Consider the following 18476-nt stretch of genomic DNA (forward strand, 5'->3'; position numbering starts at 1 on the left):
CGCCCCGGGGGGAAAGTGTAATGGTGGAAGGGGATGCGTATGAAGCACAAAATAAAGAAAGCGTTTGCTGATGTATTCGGAGAATCGGAGGGCCTGCGCGTTTTCTTTGCGCCCGGCAGAGTGAATCTCATCGGAGAGCTAACGGGGCCCGCTATGAGGAGAAGACAGGGAGAAAAGCTGACTTTTACACGGCGGATATCGGAGCCGGAGCGAGAGAACTAAAGGGGGATGACGATGGCAATTGAGCGGCACGTGGAACGTTTAATCCGGTACGGATTGCAAAAAGAGCTGATTTCATTTCTTGATATTGAATATACAAGAAACCGTTTATATGAAACTTTGCATATTACCCATCCGGAGGCTTCAGAACAGAAAGAAAATGAATCGTCGGCATCATTGCCGGACATATTGGCCCCGATTTATGAATGGGCGGCAGAAACGGGCCGGATTGCAGCCGATACAGACACCTATCGCGACCTGCTGAGCGCGAAGATCATGGGCTGTTTTGCCCCGCAGCCGTCCGAGATTGTCCGTCGTTTTGAAGAAACAAAGGCGGTGCACGGGCCGGAGCAGGCGACAAAGGCGTTTTACCGATTTTCAGAGGATGTGTATTATATCCGTTCGGACAGAATACAGCGGAATGTCGGGTGGACGGCTGAGACGGCTTACGGAAAGCTGGACATCACGATCAACCTTTCAAAACCGGAAAAAGATCCGAAAGCAATTGCCGCTGCCAAAGAGCAGCCTCAATCCGATTATCCGAGATGTGTTCTTTGTAAAGAAAATGTCGGGTACGAGGGGAGACCGGATCACCCGGCGCGTCAAAACCTTCGTGTCATTCCGGTCATTCTCGGCGATGAGCAGTGGTTTCTGCAATTTTCTCCGTATGTGTATTACCGGGAGCATTGCATCGTTTTGAAAGACCGGCACGAACCGATGAAGATCAGCAAAAAAACGTTTGACCGGCTGCTGTCGTTCGTCAGCCAGTATCCTCATTATTTTCTCGGTTCCAATGCTGATCTGCCGATCGTCGGCGGCAGTATTTTAAGCCACGACCATTTTCAGGGGGGCCATTATGAATTCCCGATGGCGCTGGCGGAGACAGAAAGCCGGTACAGGCTGCCTGACTATCCGAAAACGGTGCTGGGAATTGTGAAGTGGCCGATGTCGGTCATCCGCCTGCAAAGCGAGAGCGCGTCTGAGCTTTCCGGCGCGGCGGATGCCATCCTGCGGGCATGGCGCGGTTATTCCGATGAGGCGGCTGATCTCCTCGCCTGTTCAGGAGAAACACCGCACAATACAATTACGCCGATTGCCCGGCGGAGAAACGGTTTATTCGAATTAGATCTCGTCCTCAGAAATAACCGCACCTCTGATGAGCATCCGCTGGGAATTTTTCATCCCCATCAGGAAGTTCATCACCTGAAAAAAGAAAATATCGGACTGATTGAGGTAATGGGGCTTGCGATTCTGCCGGGCCGCCTTGAACAAGAAATGAAATACACGGCTGAAGCGCTGTGCTCACCGGACCCGGAGGCGGTCTTAACGGCAGACCCTTCTGCGGCAAAGCATAAAGATTGGGCGCTCAGTGTGCTGCATAAGCGGAAGGTAACGAAAGAAAACGCGGAACAGATTCTGAAAGAGGAAATCGGCCATGCCTTTGCGCGGATACTGGAGCATGCCGGCGTCTTTAAACAGACAGAAGAAGGCAGAGCGGCTTTCCGGCGGTTTATCCGCCATTTGGGCGCTCTACCGGAAAAAAGCCCCATCCCATAAGGGACGAGGCTTTTTTTTATCCTCTGCTTCTGGCGATCAGGCTGAATAAGAATACCACGATCGCAGCTCCGATGATTGCCGGAATGATGGCAAAGCCGGCAAGGTGAGGACCCCATGTGCCGAGCAGTCCGTGCCCGATCCATGCGCCGATCAGACCGGCGATCATTGACCCGATGATTCCCCCGGGCATACTGCCTTTTACAAATAAACTTCCGATCCAGCCGATAATAATAGCGACAATCAGAGATACGATAAAACCCATAAATATCACTTCCTATTTTTTATTATTTATGCCTATATGTTTCCTTCGTTTTGTCCATATTAAACATATGAATGCGTTTTTTATAATGAACATATCAAGGCGCGTTCCGGTCTTTTTTTTCACAATGCGTTGCGTTAAAATGGAAACCGTGTGAAAAGGTGTGAGCAAAGGAAAAAATATTTCTTTTGTAGAATGTTTAACAAAATGAAACTTTTTGTTGACCAGCGATTTTTATTATGGTAAACCTTTATTTGGTATTATTCGTTCTCGCTATCTTTTTTCTCTATATATGCTAAATGATCTAAAACTTTTTATGTTTGATTTACGCAAGTGGAAAAAGTTCATGCATTTTTTGACGATTTTGTGACATTAGGTCGAAAAAAAGATGAACTTTAGAAAAAAATAAAGCTAATAAGGGCAGATTTTGATAGCATAACAAGGTAGATAGAGAAAAGATTTTGAGAAAGTACATTTCAGATTCACTACATCAATAGGAAGGATGGTGATCTTCTTGTTCAGAGCATTTAAACCGTTACTTTTATTAGCGATGTTGGCTGTTGTTTTCGTACTGGGCGGATGCAGCGACATTTCCGTTTTAGATCCGAAAGGACCTGTAGCAGACCAGCAGAAAGATCTGATTCTCTTGTCAATCGGATTTATGCTGTTCATTGTCGGCGTCGTATTCGTACTATTTACAATCATTTTAGTGAAATACCGCGACCGCAAAGGCAAAGACAGCGGAAATTACAAGCCCGAGATGCACGGTAACACGTTCTTAGAAGTAGTCTGGACAGTGATCCCAATTTTAATTGTTATTGCACTTTCTGTGCCTACCGTACAGACGATATATTCGTTAGAAAAAGCGCCTGAAGCGACAAAGGATAAAGAGCCTCTTGTTGTTTATGCTACTTCGGTAGACTGGAAATGGGTATTCAGCTACCCTGAGCAGGATATTGAGACGGTTAACTACCTGAACATTCCTGTAGACCGTCCGGTTTTATTTAAAATTTCTTCAGCAGATTCAATGGCATCGCTATGGATTCCTCAGCTTGGGGGACAAAAATACGCGATGGCGGGAATGCTGATGGATCAATACTTACAAGCTGACAAAGTGGGAACATATGAAGGCCGCAACGCGAACTTCACCGGCGAACACTTTGCCGACCAGAAATTCAACGTAAAAGCTGTTACGCAAAAAGACTTTAACAGCTGGGTGAAAAAAGCCCAAAGCGATTCTCCAAAGCTGACGAAAGAGAAGTATGACGAACTGATGCTTCCGGAGAATGTCGGAAAATTAACGTTCTCTTCTACACACTTAAAATACGTTGACCACGGCCAAGATGCCGAATATGCGATGGAGGCGCGCAAACGCCTTGGCTACAAAGCCGTATCACCGCACTCTAAAACAGACCCGTGGGAAGATGTAAAGAAAAACGAATTTAAAGTATCCGACGATAAACAAGATTGAAATTGAACAAGAAAGGAGGAAGCCCGAATGAAATTGAGATGGGATGAATTTTTTGTAACAGGTGACCCATTAATTCTGGGCGCACAAGTTTCCATTGCGCTTTCCACTATCGCTATCATCGTTGTACTCACATACTTCAAAAAGTGGAAATGGCTCTGGTCTGAATGGCTGACGTCTGTAGACCATAAGAAACTTGGAATCATGTACATTATCTCTGCTGTTATCATGCTGTTCCGCGGCGGGGTCGACGGCTTGATGATGCGCGCCCAGTTAGCGCTTCCTAATAACAGTTTTTTAGACTCAAACCACTATAATGAGATCTTTACGACTCACGGTACGATCATGATTATCTTCATGGCGATGCCGTTTTTAATCGGTCTGATCAACGTTGTCGTACCTTTGCAGATCGGTGCGCGCGACGTAGCATTCCCTTACTTGAACAACCTGAGTTTCTGGACGTTCTTTGTAGGTGCGATGCTTTTCAATATTTCTTTCGTTATCGGAGGTTCTCCGAACGCAGGCTGGACGAGTTACATGCCGCTGGCAAGCAACGATATGAGTCCCGGGCCTGGTGAGAACTTCTACCTGCTCGGTCTTCAGATTGCCGGTATCGGTACGCTGATGACGGGTATCAACTTTATGGTGACGATCCTGAAAATGCGTACAAAAGGCATGACGCTGATGCGTATGCCGATGTTCACATGGACGACGCTGATTACAATGGTTATTATCGTATTCGCCTTCCCTGTTTTGACAGTGGCATTGGCGCTGTTATCATTTGACCGTTTGTTCGGCGCTCACTTTTTCACGCTGGAAGCCGGCGGTATGCCGATGCTTTGGGCTAACTTGTTCTGGATTTGGGGACACCCTGAAGTATATATCGTTATCTTACCGGCATTCGGTATTTTCTCTGAAATTATTTCAGCGTTTGCAAGAAAGCAGTTATTCGGTTACAAAGCGATGGTCGGCTCAATTATCGCCATTTCCGTCCTGAGTTTCCTTGTATGGACCCACCACTTCTTCACAATGGGGAACAGTGCGTCTGTTAACTCTTTCTTCTCGATTACAACGATGGCGATTTCGGTTCCGACCGGGGTTAAAATCTTTAACTGGCTCTTTACGATGTATAAAGGCCGGATCAGTTTTACAACACCGATGCTGTGGGCGCTCGCGTTTATCCCGAACTTCGTTGTCGGCGGGGTAACAGGGGTTATGCTTGCGATGGCTGCAGCGGATTATCAATACCATAATACGTACTTCCTCGTATCTCACTTCCACTATGTGCTGATCGCGGGTACGGTATTTGCATGTTTCGCAGGATTTATTTTCTGGTATCCGAAAATGTTCGGCCACAAGCTGAACGAAAGAATCGGAAAATGGTTCTTCTGGATCTTTATGATCGGATTTAATGTATGTTTCTTCCCTCAATACTTCTTGGGGCTGCAAGGTATGCCTCGCCGTATTTACACTTACGGACCGAATGACGGATGGACTGCATTAAACTTTATTTCAACTGTCGGAGCCTTCATGATGGGTGTCGGATTCTTAATCCTTTGCTACAACATCTACTACAGCTTCCGCTACTCTACTCGCGAGATCAGCGGAGATTCATGGGGCGTGGGACGTACGCTTGAGTGGGCGACTTCATCTGCGATTCCGCCGCATTACAACTTTGCGGTGCTTCCTGAAGTGAAATCTCAAGATGCGTACCTGCAATTGAAAGAAGACAAAACGGATATTCATCCGGAAAGCAAGTTCAAGAAAATCCATATGCCGCACAACTCCGGAAGACCGCTTATTATGTCAGTGGCGTTCGGTATTGCAGGCTTCGGACTTGTGTTTGAATGGTTCTGGATGGGCATTGTCGGCTTGATCGGCATTCTGCTTTGCATGGTGCTTCGTTCATTTGAATATGACAATGGCTACTATATACCTGTTGAAGAAATAAAAGAGACGGAAAGAAAGATTTCCGAATAAAGGAGGCGTGATTTATGGAACATGCAGAACACGGCAATTCTAACGCGCCTATGGAATATCAATCTGAAACCGGCAGACTCAATATTCTCGGGTTTTGGATCTTTTTAGGGGCAGAGATTGTGTTGTTCTCAACACTATTTGCAACCTTCTTCGTTCTTCAAAGAAGAACAGCAGGAGGAGTCTTACCGGCTGAATTATTTGAAGTGAAGCTTGTCATGATCATGACATTCCTGCTTCTGATCAGCAGTTTCACCTGCGGGATCGCTGTTCATGAAATGCGTCGCGGAAGTTTAAAAGGCGTCGTCATTTGGACGATCATTACGCTTCTTCTCGGTGCGGGCTTCGTCGGATGTGAGCTTAACGAGTTCATCCACTATGTACATGAAGGAGCATCTCTCGGTACAAGTGCTTTCTGGTCTGGATTCTTCGTCCTTCTGGGAACGCACGGAACGCACGTAACGATCGGTATCTTCTGGATTGCCGGCATCTTACTGCAATTGAAGAAACGCGGATTAACGCCGCAGACGTCTTCAAAAATCTTTATCTCAAGTTTATACTGGCACTTCTTAGACGTTGTTTGGATCTTCATCTTTACAGGCGTCTATCTCATCGGATTGGGGGGACTATAATATGGCAAACAAATCTGCTGAACACAGCCACTTTCCGTGGAAGCATATCGTAGGTTTTGCGTTGTCTATTATTCTGACCCTGCTGGCCCTTTGGGTTGCGGTATATACGGATTTAAGCTCATCAGCAAAACTGTGGATCATTTTCGGATTCGCATTTATCCAAGCCGGTCTTCAGCTTCTCATGTTCATGCACATGACAGAAAGCGAAAACGGCGGAATTCAAGTCGGAAACACGCTCTTCGGATTTTTCGGAGCGATTGTTATCATCCTTGGTTCCATCTGGATCTTTGCGGCGCACTACCATCACGGGGACCATATGGATGGAAACCCTCCTGGCGGTGCGAAGCATCATTCCGAACATCAGGAATAAAAAGAAACCCTCTTCGTTCAGGCGAAGAGGGTTTTTTGTGCCTTTATTGGCTTCTTCTCCGGCGCAGGCGCGGAAGGCCGTAAATGATAAAGGCGGCGATATGGGCAACGATGACGTTGACGGCAAACAGGATGATCATGAGTGTGTGGCCGAGAGGGGACAGGCTGCTGGTTGCGTAAAAGTAGAAGAAAACCCACATGAGAATAATTGGCGGTATGGCCGAAAGAGCGACTTTTTTGTTATCCAGCCAGATAAAGAGGGGTGTTGCGCTTGCGACCAGTAAATAAGCAAAAAACATGTCCATCTTACATGTCTCCTTTCATTTTATGGGAGCGTTTCCAAAATGAAATACAGAGAATAAAATGTGTCTGTTTTGTGGTCGTTTTTTGAACATTTTGTTACAATTATTATACCATGTTTTCCAATTTTTGATACCGCTTTTTCGAGAATTGTATTGCAACTATTGCCTCATTTTTGGATAGGTACAAGAAACCGGAAAGGTCAAATACCCTGTCACATTTCCGGACAAGGGAATGGCACAGGCTGTGAACCTTTGCTATGTTCAAAGAAAACATGCACAGCAAGGGTGGTTTTGAAGTGGACATAACAAAAGACGATGTCACAGCGCCGGACGTCATTGCGCTTTTGCAGGAGCATCTGAAGAGCATGACCATGCATTCTCCCCCGGAAAGTATACACGCGCTCAATGCGGACCGGCTGCGTCAGCCTGACGTTACGTTTTGGAGTGCGAGGGAAAACGGCGTCCTGCTCGGCTGCGGCGCCTTAATGGAGCTAAACAGCCGGCACGGTGAGATCAAATCAATGAAAACGGCTCCGCATCATGTCAGAAAAGGCGCAGCCAACCGGATCCTCCGCCATATGCTTGAAGAAGCAAGGCGGCGGGGCTATCAGCGGATCAGCTTAGAAACCGGTTCTATGGAGGCTTTTCTCCCCGCCAGACGCCTGTATGAAAAAGCAGGGTTTCAATATTGTGATCCGTTTGCACATTATAAAGAGGACCCGAACAGCTTGTTTATGACGTTAAACATAGACTGAAACCCCTTTTCTGACGAGAAGGGGTTTTTTATCGGAAAAGTTTCATCATGACCGAAACATTTCCTTTTCTGACACGTCATATGTCGTGTAGTCCCCAAACCGTAAAAAATAAAAAGGAAGCAACCTCATCATGTTTTCTTGAACGGTGTTCATGTATAATAAACAATAGTGACTTCCGATGAAAATGTAAGGCGGGATAGAATGAGTCGATATAAGAAACAGCAAAATCCCTATTATCAGGGGGATTTGATTTTTATATTTGGTGTGTTTTTAATAATTAGTGTTGCGGCGATTTATGCGGCCGGACAGTTCGGGCAGTATGGAGGCAGTGCCTGGATGAAGCAGATTGTCTTCTATGTTATAGGTGCGGGATTCATCGGATTATTGCTGTACTTTGATTTAGAGCAGCTTGAGAAACTGAGTCTGTATGTATTGATTGCCGGCGTGCTGTCGCTGCTCCTTCTGCGTGTGGCGCCGGAATCCATCGCGCCGATTAAAAACGGAGCGAAGAGCTGGTTTCAAATCGGAAACTTTACCCTCCAGCCCTCTGAGTTTACGAAAATAGGAATTATGATGATGGTCGCGTCCATTATATCGAAGGCGGGCCCGAAGGATCAAAGATCACTTCGGGAAGATGTGAATCTGCTTTTGAAAATTGCGGCATGGACGGTTATTCCGATCGGGATGATCGTTTTGCAGGATGCCGGAACGGGTGCGATCTGTCTGTTTATCGTTATGGTGATGGTGTTTATGTCAGGTGTAAACTGGAAGCTGATCACCATCATCGGCGGTTCGGCCGCGCTTGTGCTTGGCCTATTCTTAGTGCTTGTAATTGAATTTCCCCATGTGGCGAATTCGATCGGTATTGCGGATTATCAAATTAACCGGATTACATCGTGGATGTCTGACTCCAGTGCGGCAACGACTCAGGCCGAGAGCGATAAAAGCTGGCAGGTGGATCAGGCCGTTATGGCGATCGGATCGGGCGGCATTACCGGAAACGGTGTTCATAATCTGAAAGTGTACGTACCTGAGGGACAGACTGACTTTATCTTTGCGATTTTGGGTGAAAGTTTTGGGTTTTTAGGCTGCGCCATTGCGGTTGTCATGTTTTTCTTTTTAATTTACAGGCTTGTGGTGCTGATTGACCGCTTGCATGCGTTTAACCGATTTGGCGCGTTTTTTTGCGTCGGATTTACTGCACTTATCGTGATTCACACCTTCCAGAACATCGGGATGAATATCGGCATTATGCCGGTTACAGGTATTCCGCTGCTGTTTGTCAGCTATGGAGGGAGCTCGGTGCTTTCTACATTAATCAGCTTCGGGATCGTATATAACGCAAGTGTGCAGCTGACGAAATATAAAAGCTACTTGTTCAATTCTTAATGTGAGACGGCTCGTTTTTCGGGCTGTCTTTTTTTGTTTAGAGCATTTCACTTTTGGCATGATACTCTTTCGGATATGATATATAGAGAAGGAGGCTTTATATATGAACAATACCATCGAAACCATACTTAATCATCGGTCGATCCGATCATTTACTGACGAGCTTCTGACAGCAGAAGAGATAGATACATTAGTGAAAAGCGCCCAGGCGGCGTCAACGTCCAGTTACGTGCAGGCTTACTCCATCATCGGCGTAACCGATAAGGAGAAAAAGCGGAAGCTGGCGGCACTGGCCGGAAACCAGCCTTACGTCGAAAATAACGGGCACTTGTTTGTGTTTTGCGCTGATTTGTACCGTCATAAAAAACTTGCTGAGGAAAAAGGCGAAAACATTACCGAGCTTCTTGAGAATACGGAAATGTTTATGGTCAGCGTTATTGATGCCGCACTTGCCGCACAAAACGTAAGTGTTGCCGCGGAATCAATGGGACTTGGCATTTGTTATATCGGAGGCATTCGAAATGAACTTGATCAGGTGACGGAAGTGCTTGGTACACCTGACCATGTGCTGCCGCTGTTCGGCTTGGTAGTCGGTCATCCCGCTCATCCGTCCGGTCAAAAGCCGCGCCTGCCGAAACAAGCCGTATATCATGAAAACACGTACGATACGAATGAAGAAAACTTCCGCAGTTATATGAAGGAATATGATGAAACCATTTCCGATTATTATGATAAACGGACAAACGGCAAGCGGGTTGAAACGTGGTCTGATCAAATCCTGCAGTTCATGAAACAAAAACCGAGAACCTATTTAAATCAATATGTAAAAGATAAAGGTTTTCAAAAGAATTAAGAAAAAACCTCTCCTGACCGGGAGAGGTTTTTTATGTTTCACGTGTAACATATTTCGACAAAATGGAACAAGGTATATAAATGTTTATCATCAGGGATGCTTATAAGCATACAGAAAGAAAAAACGGCTTAGCAGTGGTACGATGTTGATGAGGTGACAGTGATGATTTCATTAAGTATATTGGATCAATCTCCTGTATCAGAAGGGTGTTCTGCGGAAAGTGCACTGCGGAATACAGTAAGACTGGCGCAGGAGGCGGAAAAGCTCGGATATAAGAGGTTTTGGGTGTCAGAGCATCATTTTTCAGAGCTGTTGGCGGGCTCAAGCCCTGAAGTGCTGATCAGCCATATTGCGGCGAAAACGAATGACATTCGGGTAGGATCAGGCGGTGTGATGCTTCCGCATTACAGCGCATATAAAGTGGCGGAGAATTTCCGCGTGCTCGAAGGGTTGACGCCGGGCAGAATCGATCTCGGATTAGGGAGAGCGCCGGGCGGAATGCCGATCGCATCATGGGCGCTGAATGACGGAGGGAAGCGTAATGCTGATCAATATCCGCAGCAGCTTCGTGAGCTGGCGATGTATTTGCATGATGCAGCTGATGACAATCACCGTTTTCCGAATCTGACCGCATCACCCCTTATTAAGACGGCGCCGGAAGTCTGGCTTCTCGGTTCTTCGGGGGAAAGCGCGCTTCTGAGCGCAGAAATGGGAGCAGGCTATATGTTTGCCCATTTTATTAATGGAGAAGGCGGAGAAAGCACGACAGCACAATATAAGCGCAGATTTAAACCTTCTGTATTAGGAAAAGAACCAAAAACAGCCGTGGCGGTGTTTGTACTGTGCGCGGATACGGAGGAGAAAGCGGAGGAACTCGCGGCTGTCATGGATTATACGCTGCTTGCAGGTGAACAGGGGATTCCGCTTCACGGCGTACCGTCTTACGAAACCGTCCGCGGCAATGCGTATACACCGTATGAACAAAGACGAATTGCCGATAATCGGAATCGGATGATCATCGGAACGAAGCAGCAAGTGAAAGAACAGATTCTGGCTCTCAGTAAAGCATACGGAACAGAAGAAGTGATGGCTGTAACCATTACTCATCATTTTGAAGATAAACTTCAGTCATACCGTCTGCTTCGAGAAGCTTTTGCCGATTAATCAGAAAGAAACCCTGCTGATGCTCCAGCAGGGTTGTTCGGTTATTCAATGATAAAAGGTTTTTCAGTCAGCACCTGGCTTGATTTCCCTTTGTTCGCGGCATAGGCCAGCATATAATATTCTCCTGCCGGCAGAGCGGTGTCACCATTGACTTTGCCGTTCCAGTCGAAATATTGATAGCCTTTATCCTGCTTTTTGTAGATGCCGGCTTGGCCGACAAAGTCAAGATTACTGTCATATACAAGGAAGGCAAGCTCTTCGGCTCCCGCCGGAAGATAGGTTTCAATTTGGTAGGTTCCCTGCGTTGTGCCGTCCTGTACGTCGATTGACGTTACGCGCGGATAGTCCGGCTCTTTTACAATCAGCAGCGTCGGCACTTTTGCGACTGTTTTTCCGCCTTCACGCACTGTGACGGTTCCCTCATAGGTGCCCGCCTTTACTTTTTTGGCATTGACCTTTACTTTCGCATTGACCTTTCCGGTTTGATGAGCGGGGATCACGACCCGGTCTGTGCCCGAAACGGTAATGCCCGTGCCGTTGAAAGAGTACTCGAGCTGATATGATTTTCTGATGGACGATTGGTTTTCAATCGTAAAGGTTTCTTTTTTCGTTTCATTGCCTTTGTCTTTCATAAACGTTCCGTAAGTATAACTTCCCGGGGCGACAAGGGAGTCTGCTTTGATCGCCTTCATGATTCTGATGCTTCCGGCGCCTTGCGCATTATGCGGGTATACGTCACCGTCCGCGTCCGTTAAGGTTTCCGCCGTGTTCATGAGAGCGGCTTTTATTTGTTCCGGGCTCCATTTCGGTTTGGCCTGCTTGATGACGGCAGCTGCGCCGGCTACATGCGGAGAAGCCATGCTCGTTCCCTGTTTCGATCCGTAGCCGTACGGGTCGGCCGGATCATGGGTCGGAATGGTGCTGACGATGTTTACGCCGGGAGCGGAGACGTCAGGTTTAATCATCCACGTGTCCATAACCGGGCCGCGTGACGAAAAGTCTGCCATTTGTTCAGTGAGCGATTTAGCGACGGATAAATGGAATGTCGCTTTTGTGCCGCCCGCTTTTAATTGGCTGACGAGTTTTTCGCCGTCTTCTGATGAAAGCTTAACCGTCGGCACGGACATGCCCGGTACGTTGGCTTCAATTTCTCCCGGGGCATTGTTATACACAACCATACCGATCGCGCCCGCTTTTTTGGCGTTGTCTGCTTTATCCACAAAGGCGATGCTGCCCCGTTTGACGACCGCGACTTTTCCTTTCAGATCTTTGCCTTCAAAATCCTTTTGCTCTCCGATACCCGCCTCTATGAGCTCTGTTTCTTTTTTATTCAGTGCTTTTATGTCATCTTCTTTGTTGTAGCCCATTACTTTCGCTGAGGAATAGGAACCGAAGGAGACGGCGTACTCGTTCAGCGGCAGCTGGGTCGCTCCGACGGAGATGGCTTCTCTGGACGTTCCCGGAGAGCCGACGGTCCAATTGTTCGGTCCGCTGTTTCCGTTTGATGTAACGGCCGTGACGCCTTCTGACATCGCCCAGTCAAGCGCCGTGCTTGTCGCCCAGTCTGGGTTATTCACAGAATTGCCGAGAGAAAGGTTCATGACATCCGCTCCGTCCTGTACGGCGCGTTCAATGCCGGCGATGACGTTCTCCGTTGTTCCGCTTCCGCCCGGACCGAGCACACGGTAGGCAAGGAGTGTAGCATCCGGCGCTACGCCTTTAATCGTTCCGTTTGCCGCTACCGTGCCCGCGACGTGAGTTCCGTGGTCAGTCGACGCGCCTCTCGGATCACCGGACGGCGTTTCTTCAGGATCGTAATCGTTATCCACAAAATCATATCCTTTATATTGTCCGAAATTTTTCTTTAAGTCAGGGTGTTTATATTCGACACCGGTGTCAATAATGGCAACCTTGACGCCTTTCCCCGTATAGCCGAGCTTCCACGCGTCATTTGCCCCTATATAAGGCGCGCTGTCATCCATCTGCGGAGACACGGCATCCTTAGATAGGGTGATGTCTTTATCTTTCAGCTGATCGGTATGATAGGTGACGTTCGGATAAACCGCTTTGACATCCTGATCACTCAGCAGTTTCGGGATTTCATTTGCCGGGAGTTTCATGGAGAAGCCGGAAAACACTTGCTCATATTCCCTGTTGATTTTTCCGTGTTTAATGGTTTTGAGCGCTTTCTTTTTCACCTTTGAGCGTTCGCTTTTCAGCTTGCTTTTTGTCTGTGCTTTGCCGAGTTCCTTTGCTTCCGCCAGTGACTTTTCCTTCAGCTCGACGATGACTGTCGTTTGTTTGCCGGTGGTCATATCAATGTCACCGAACACCTCAGCCTTCTCAAGATCAGGAGTTTGCGGTTTTGAAGCCGGCGCAGCCTGTGAACTTGTGGATAAGGTAAAGGATAAGACAAAAGCCGGAAGCAGATAACGGATGATTCCTTTTTTCAATCGTGTTTCCCCCTTTTTCTTTATCTAAATTAGAAATCTAGTATATATTTCTTGAAAATTCAAAATAATCCTTGTGACATATGACTCATTTATGGAAATTGGTCTGTGAATAAGGAGGGAGTTATACACAGAATCCTGTGTATAACTGAATAAAATTGTGTATATATATTGTTGGGAACGAGTGTTCCTATACAAAATATAGATCGAGTTTGTGGATATGTGGATATACCCTGTGTTTAAGCTGTGCTTAACCAAGGGATAAGGTGTGTATAACTTTTTTTATCGGCTTTTCCATTTTTCAGGTCATTTCCATCAGCTTTCAACAAAACTTCTGAAAACTAGTTTGTTTTTTCACTCATATTGTGACAAACAATTCGCCCGGCCGCGTCTATCATTGAGTCATAGGGTTGCTAGACCCGCTAGTTTTTAGCGGAGAAGGATCGGCCGCCTTTTCCGTTAAAGCGGAGAGAAAAACAGGCCTGCGAACAAGCTGTCTGTCAAAAAGAAGCGGAGGGATGATTTGCAATGAAACGTTTGCTAGTATCTTTACGGGTGTGGATGGTCTTTCTGATGAACTGGATGGCGCCGGGTAACGGAAGATATCCATTAGCCGCCGTGTACGGAAACCAAGCGGCTTATCATAAGAAAGCGAAGCGGACGGCTGGGGCTTTTTCGTTTGTGAGCCGTGTCCGATCGGCGGATTTGACCGATGAAACGAAATCGGCCCGCGGCAGGCTGGATAAAAATCGATGGATGCCTGTCCGCAAAGAATTGCCGAAACGGGAGCGCGCGGGTCCGGCACCTTTACATCATATGAAAAAGAGGGTACAATCCCACTAAACATATGAACGGGAGCGAACCTCTTGAGAATAGACAAAGTATTAAATAACAATGCGGCGTTAATAAAAGAAGACGGACGGGAAAAGATCGTAATGGGTCCCGGAATCGCTTTTCAAAAGAGAAAAAATGATGTGATTCAAAAACATAAAATTGAAAAAATATTTGTCGTGCACGACGAAAATGAAAAGTTCAAACAAGTGTTAGAAACGCTTCCCGAAGAGCATATAGAGGCGGCTGAAGATATCATCAGCCATGCGGAGGGAGAACTTGCGGCACCTTTGAACGATCACATCCACATTGCGCTGGCGGACCATTTATCCTTTGCGATCGAAAGGATTCAAAACGGCCTTCAGGTGCATAACCGATTGCTTCATGAAATTAAGGCGCTTTATAAAAAAGAATATGAAATCGGCCGCTGGGCGGTTGAACACGTGAAACAAACCCTCGGTATATCATTGCCTGATGATGAGGCGGGGTATATCGCGCTTCATATCCATACTGCCAAGGCGGATGCCAAAAGCATGTATTCGGCGATGAAGCATACAACCATGATCAAAGAAATGATCGAAAAGATCGAATCCTTTTTCGAACAGAAGGTGGATGAAGACAGTATTTCCTATCAGCGCCTCGTCACGCACTTACGGTATGCGGTCAGCCGGTTGGACTCAAATGAAGCACTCAATTCCATGGACGAGGAGATGCTTTATTTCATCCAAAAAAAGTATCCGTTTGCTTATCGGTGTGCGCTTGAACTGGCGGCGTTTTTAAAAAATGAATATGATTTGGAACTGCCGGAATCCGAGGCCGGCTATATTACGCTGCATGTCCAGCGTCTGCAAAAAAACCCGGAATAACGCGTCTGTTTCGAGAAACAGACTTTTTTTTTGAAAACATATTGACGAAAGCGCTATCATGAAATAAAATGAAAGCGCATTAAAAAACTGAATCGGCGGGATTGTGACTGGTAATGCAGGCAAGACCTAAAATTTGCGTACATGAAAAAGGGATCATGCTGACCTTTTTCGTTGGCGAATTTTAGGTCTTTTTTGATTTTAGAAAGGGGGATACATCATGAATTATCAAGAAACGGCAAAACAGCTTATCAAACATATCGGAGGGAAATCAAATATCATCAGCGCGACACATTGCGCCACACGGCTCAGGCTCGTCATTCAAGATGAACAGAAGATCAGCCAGGCCGATATTGAAGAGACAGAAGGAGTAAAAGGGGCTTTCAGCAGCTCGGGGCAATATCAGATTATATTCGGCACCGGCCTTGTGAATAAAGTGTATGACGCTTTTTCAAAAGAAGCCGATTTGGGGCGGGAGGATCGTGAGACACATCAGGACGCGGCGAAAAAAAAGCTGAATCCGGCCGCAAGATTTGCGAAAACACTGTCTAACATATTCGTTCCCATCATTCCGGCTATCGTGGCAAGCGGACTTTTAATGGGGCTGCTCGGCATGATGAAGGCTTTCCACTGGGTGTCTGAACAATCATCGCTGTTTAAGCTTTTAGACATGTTTTCAAGCGCGGCGTTTATCTTCCTGCCCGTATTCATCGGGTTCAGTGCGGCGAAGGAATTTGGCGGCAATGCCTATCTCGGTGCCGTGCTCGGGGGGATTATGATCCATCCGGCGCTATTGAATCCGTGGGGGCTTGCGGATGCATCGCCTGATTTTATGCAGCTCTTCGGCTTCGACATTGCGCTGCTCGGCTACCAAGGGACGGTCATCCCCGTACTGTTAGCCGTTTACATTATGAGCAAAGTGGAAAAGGGCACGAGAAAAATTGTGCCTCACGCATTCGACTTATTGGTCACCCCGTTTGTCACGGTGATTGTCACAGGATTTATCACCTTTATCGCAATAGGTCCTCTTGGCAGGGCAATCGGATCAGGCATTACCGTCTCGCTGACATATGTGTATGATCATGCGGGCATTGTTGCCGGACTTCTTTTCGGCGGTCTTTATCCGCTTATTGTGCTTACCGGTGTGCATCACAGCTTTCATGCGATTGAGGCCGGCCTCATCGCTGATTTGGGCAGAAACTATATCCTTCCTATCTGGTCGATGGCGAATGTCGCTCAGGGCGCGGCGGGACTGGCTGTATTTTTCCTGACGAAAAAAGCGAAAATGAAAGAAATCGCCCTGCCTGCCGCATTTTCCGCTTTTCTCGGCGTAACCGAACCAGTCATTTTCGGTGTGAACCTAAGGTACCGTAAGCCGTTTATCGCGGGAATGATCGGCGGAGCGCTGGGAGGGGCCTATGTCGTGGTGACCGGTGTCGCAGCCAATGCTTACGGTCTGACCGGAATTCCGATGATTGCCATCACGGCTCCGCTCGGTTTAGGAAATCTTATAAACTATCTGATCGGAATGGGCATCGCCTCTGTTTCGGCGTTTATTGCCGCTTACATTATGGGAGCTAAAGAAAAGGAGGCCGTCAAATGAGGACACCGGATCAAGAGCTGCGCCTGCAGGCTGAGGAAGCGAAAAAGAAGCGGCAAGAAACAGCCGCGTCAGATCCATACCGCCAGAACTATCATGTTATGCCGCCGGTCGGGCTTTTAAATGATCCTAACGGCGTGATCCAATGGAACGGCGTATATCACTTGTTTTTTCAATGGCAGCCATTTCATACGGGGCACGGCGCGAAATTTTGGGCGCATGTGACGACGAAGGATTTCGTTGAGTGGAAAGAGGAAGAAATCGCGCTTGCGCCGGGTGAGTGGTATGACAAAAACGGCTGTTATTCCGGAAGCGCCATCGAAAAAGACGGGCGGCTCTGCCTGATGTACACAGGCAATGTCCGTGACGGAGAAGGAAATCGGGAAACGTATCAATGCCTCGCCGTATCCGAAGACGGGATCGTATTTGATAAAAAAGGAGTCGTCGCGCGTCTCCCGGAAGGCTATACCGCTCATTTCCGTGATCCGAAGGTGTGGGAGAAGGACGGGGCGTATTACATGGTGCTCGGCGCGCAGACAGAAAAGCTCACCGGAAGCGCTGTATTGTTCACATCAGAGAACTTGACGGATTGGACGTTTCTCGGTTCGATTGCGGGGGCGGACTCGGGCGGTCTCGGGTCATTCGGCTATATGTGGGAATGTCCCGACCTGTTTTCCCTTGACGGAACCGACGTGCTGCTCGTATGTCCGCAGGGGCTTGAAGCCGACGGGATAAAATATCATAACAGCCACCAGGCGGGCTATTTCCTCGGTAGGCTGCATACAGAGCCGCCAGAATTTAAGCATGGTGAATTTACGGAGCTTGACAGAGGATTTGATTTTTATGCGGCGCAGACGCTGGAAGATGATAAGGGACGGAGGATTCTGTTCGCGTGGATGGGCGTTCCGGATCAGCATGAGGACAAACATCCGACACATGCGTATCACTGGATTCACTGCTTAACGATGCCGAGACAGCTGTCACTGTCCAACGGCAGAATCATACAGCGCCCGCTCCCGGAAATGAAATCCCGCCGCAGGGATGAACAAAAGCGCCGTCTTCAATTGAATTGCTCGTCTGTAAGCCTCCCGGTGAAAGATGCGTCCCGGGCTGAAGTGCTGCTGGAAGACATCACTTGCGAATCCGGTTTTGAAATCTCAATTCGGGGCGCGGCCCGGTTTATATTTCATCAGGAAGAGGGGCTGGCTGTGCTGGAGCGCACTGCTTTCAGCGGAGAAGAAAAAGAAAAGAGATGCTGCGCCATCAGCGAGCTGCATTCCGTGCAGCTCTTTCTGGATGCATCCTCCATTGAATTGTTTTTGAATGATGGAGAAGAGGTATTCAGCGCCAGATATTTTCCTTTCCCGGGAAATGATGACGTAACCGTCACTTCGGTTGGAAAAACGGAAATAAATGCCTCAATTTGGACACTTTTGTAGAAAATCGTTCTTTTTTCTTATGTGAAACCTATGCCATCTGTGCTATTCTTCAAACGAAAGCCTATGATTCCAGGAATAAAAGGAGTTGTTTTCTCAGTTTTGAAAAATCAGAAGATGACGCCGAAATGTTTACTTGTCAAAGCCGCAGAGCAAGTGGAAGATAAGCGGGAAGAATATAAAGAAGTATTGCTTCAGCTGAATCGCATGCTCAAGAGGGCTGAGCCGCACAATGAATGGAGTGATCGGCTGAGGCATACATATGAACAGATGAAGGAATATGCGCTGTTTGTGCAATCGATTGAGATGTTTTTGCGGTCATCCGCGAAAAAAATGAAATAATCCCCCTCGA

General features: G+C 47.3%; 17 protein-coding genes and 2 pseudogenes. 16 read left to right on the forward strand and 3 right to left on the reverse strand.

The window, feature by feature from the left end; translation table 11 throughout:
- Nucleotides 1-39: 39 nt before the first annotated feature.
- The 3 genes and pseudogenes from ACWJJX_RS06335 to galT form a co-directional block, all read left to right on the forward strand.
- Nucleotides 40-105: pseudogene (locus tag ACWJJX_RS06335) on the forward strand (galactokinase family protein); the annotation flags it as partial.
- A 38-nt stretch (nt 106-143) separates the two neighbouring features.
- Nucleotides 144-245 (forward strand): annotated as a pseudogene (locus ACWJJX_RS06340) (galactokinase family protein); the annotation flags it as partial.
- Nucleotides 235-1776, forward strand: coding sequence for a UDP-glucose--hexose-1-phosphate uridylyltransferase (galT, locus tag ACWJJX_RS06345; protein ID WP_454022835.1), 1542 nt, complete (start codon nt 235-237; stop codon nt 1774-1776). The pseudogene ACWJJX_RS06340 and the gene galT, both read left to right, overlap by 11 nt.
- A gap of 16 nt (nt 1777-1792) precedes the next feature.
- On the opposite strand, the gene ACWJJX_RS06350 is transcribed toward galT, so the two are convergent.
- Nucleotides 1793-2038: a GlsB/YeaQ/YmgE family stress response membrane protein gene (locus tag ACWJJX_RS06350; protein WP_003150926.1), complete on the reverse strand. Its 246-nt coding sequence runs from the start codon at nt 2036-2038 to the stop codon at nt 1793-1795.
- Nucleotides 2039-2540: 502 nt separating this feature from the next.
- Here ACWJJX_RS06350 and qoxA point away from each other — a divergent pair.
- From qoxA to qoxD, 4 genes are read left to right on the forward strand one after another with little or no spacing between them, the layout of a single operon-like run.
- Nucleotides 2541-3506, forward strand: coding sequence for a cytochrome aa3 quinol oxidase subunit II (qoxA, locus tag ACWJJX_RS06355; RefSeq protein ID WP_014306059.1), 966 nt, complete (start codon nt 2541-2543; stop codon nt 3504-3506).
- Between the two features lie 27 nt (nt 3507-3533).
- Complete coding sequence (gene qoxB / locus ACWJJX_RS06360) at nt 3534-5483, forward strand: cytochrome aa3 quinol oxidase subunit I (RefSeq protein ID WP_012118743.1); 1950 nt, start codon at nt 3534-3536, stop codon at nt 5481-5483.
- Nucleotides 5484-5497: 14 nt separating this feature from the next.
- The gene (gene qoxC / locus ACWJJX_RS06365; RefSeq protein ID WP_003150930.1) at nt 5498-6112 is read left to right on the forward strand and encodes a cytochrome aa3 quinol oxidase subunit III; all 615 of its coding nucleotides are present in this window, start codon (nt 5498-5500) and stop codon (nt 6110-6112) included.
- A 1-nt stretch (nt 6113) separates the two neighbouring features.
- Nucleotides 6114-6482 carry a cytochrome aa3 quinol oxidase subunit IV gene (gene qoxD, locus ACWJJX_RS06370; protein WP_007614576.1) on the forward strand — a complete coding sequence of 123 codons (369 nt, stop codon included), beginning with the start codon at nt 6114-6116 and terminating at the stop codon, nt 6480-6482.
- A gap of 43 nt (nt 6483-6525) precedes the next feature.
- Here the strand turns inward: qoxD and ywcE are convergent, their stop codons facing one another.
- The gene (ywcE, locus tag ACWJJX_RS06375; protein WP_003150937.1) at nt 6526-6786 is read right to left on the reverse strand and encodes a spore morphogenesis/germination protein YwcE; all 261 of its coding nucleotides are present in this window, start codon (nt 6784-6786) and stop codon (nt 6526-6528) included.
- Nucleotides 6787-7079: 293 nt separating this feature from the next.
- Here ywcE and ACWJJX_RS06380 point away from each other — a divergent pair, with 293 nt between their 5' ends.
- The 4 genes from ACWJJX_RS06380 to ACWJJX_RS06395 all read left to right on the forward strand — a co-directional run bounded on the left by ACWJJX_RS06380 (nt 7080) and on the right by ACWJJX_RS06395 (nt 10944).
- Nucleotides 7080-7538 (forward strand): GNAT family N-acetyltransferase, encoded by a 459-nt coding sequence (locus ACWJJX_RS06380; protein WP_024085944.1) that lies wholly within the window; start codon nt 7080-7082, stop codon nt 7536-7538.
- Between the two features lie 201 nt (nt 7539-7739).
- Nucleotides 7740-8927 (forward strand): FtsW/RodA/SpoVE family cell cycle protein, encoded by a 1188-nt coding sequence (locus ACWJJX_RS06385; RefSeq protein ID WP_007407709.1) that lies wholly within the window; start codon nt 7740-7742, stop codon nt 8925-8927.
- 103 nt (nt 8928-9030) lie between these two features.
- On the forward strand, nt 9031-9780 hold the full coding sequence (gene nfsA / locus ACWJJX_RS06390) for an oxygen-insensitive NADPH nitroreductase (RefSeq protein ID WP_021494748.1): 750 nt from the start codon (nt 9031-9033) through the stop codon (nt 9778-9780).
- Nucleotides 9781-9942: 162 nt separating this feature from the next.
- On the forward strand, nt 9943-10944 hold the full coding sequence (locus tag ACWJJX_RS06395) for an LLM class flavin-dependent oxidoreductase (RefSeq protein ID WP_454022836.1): 1002 nt from the start codon (nt 9943-9945) through the stop codon (nt 10942-10944).
- Between the two features lie 41 nt (nt 10945-10985).
- Here the strand turns inward: ACWJJX_RS06395 and ACWJJX_RS06400 are convergent, their stop codons facing one another.
- Nucleotides 10986-13397: a S8 family peptidase gene (locus tag ACWJJX_RS06400; RefSeq protein ID WP_454022837.1), complete on the reverse strand. Its 2412-nt coding sequence runs from the start codon at nt 13395-13397 to the stop codon at nt 10986-10988.
- A 525-nt stretch (nt 13398-13922) separates the two neighbouring features.
- Between ACWJJX_RS06400 and ACWJJX_RS06405 the strand changes: the two genes are divergently transcribed.
- The 5 genes from ACWJJX_RS06405 to ACWJJX_RS06425 all read left to right on the forward strand — a co-directional run bounded on the left by ACWJJX_RS06405 (nt 13923) and on the right by ACWJJX_RS06425 (nt 18466).
- Nucleotides 13923-14237 (forward strand): hypothetical protein, encoded by a 315-nt coding sequence (locus ACWJJX_RS06405; protein ID WP_003150952.1) that lies wholly within the window; start codon nt 13923-13925, stop codon nt 14235-14237.
- Between the two features lie 23 nt (nt 14238-14260).
- The gene (locus ACWJJX_RS06410) at nt 14261-15091 is read left to right on the forward strand and encodes a PRD domain-containing protein (protein WP_454022838.1); all 831 of its coding nucleotides are present in this window, start codon (nt 14261-14263) and stop codon (nt 15089-15091) included.
- A 217-nt stretch (nt 15092-15308) separates the two neighbouring features.
- Nucleotides 15309-16691: a sucrose-specific PTS transporter subunit IIBC gene (locus ACWJJX_RS06415; RefSeq protein WP_046560135.1), complete on the forward strand. Its 1383-nt coding sequence runs from the start codon at nt 15309-15311 to the stop codon at nt 16689-16691.
- Complete coding sequence (locus ACWJJX_RS06420; protein ID WP_326998271.1) at nt 16688-18127, forward strand: sucrose-6-phosphate hydrolase; 1440 nt, start codon at nt 16688-16690, stop codon at nt 18125-18127. The genes ACWJJX_RS06415 and ACWJJX_RS06420 overlap by 4 nt, the downstream gene beginning before the upstream one ends.
- Before the next feature lie 63 nt (nt 18128-18190).
- On the forward strand, nt 18191-18466 hold the full coding sequence (locus ACWJJX_RS06425) for an LOG family protein (RefSeq protein ID WP_046341456.1): 276 nt from the start codon (nt 18191-18193) through the stop codon (nt 18464-18466).
- The last annotated feature ends 10 nt before the right edge of the window (nt 18467-18476 follow it).

Source organism: Bacillus sp. YH3-2-B2, from assembly GCF_053663335.1.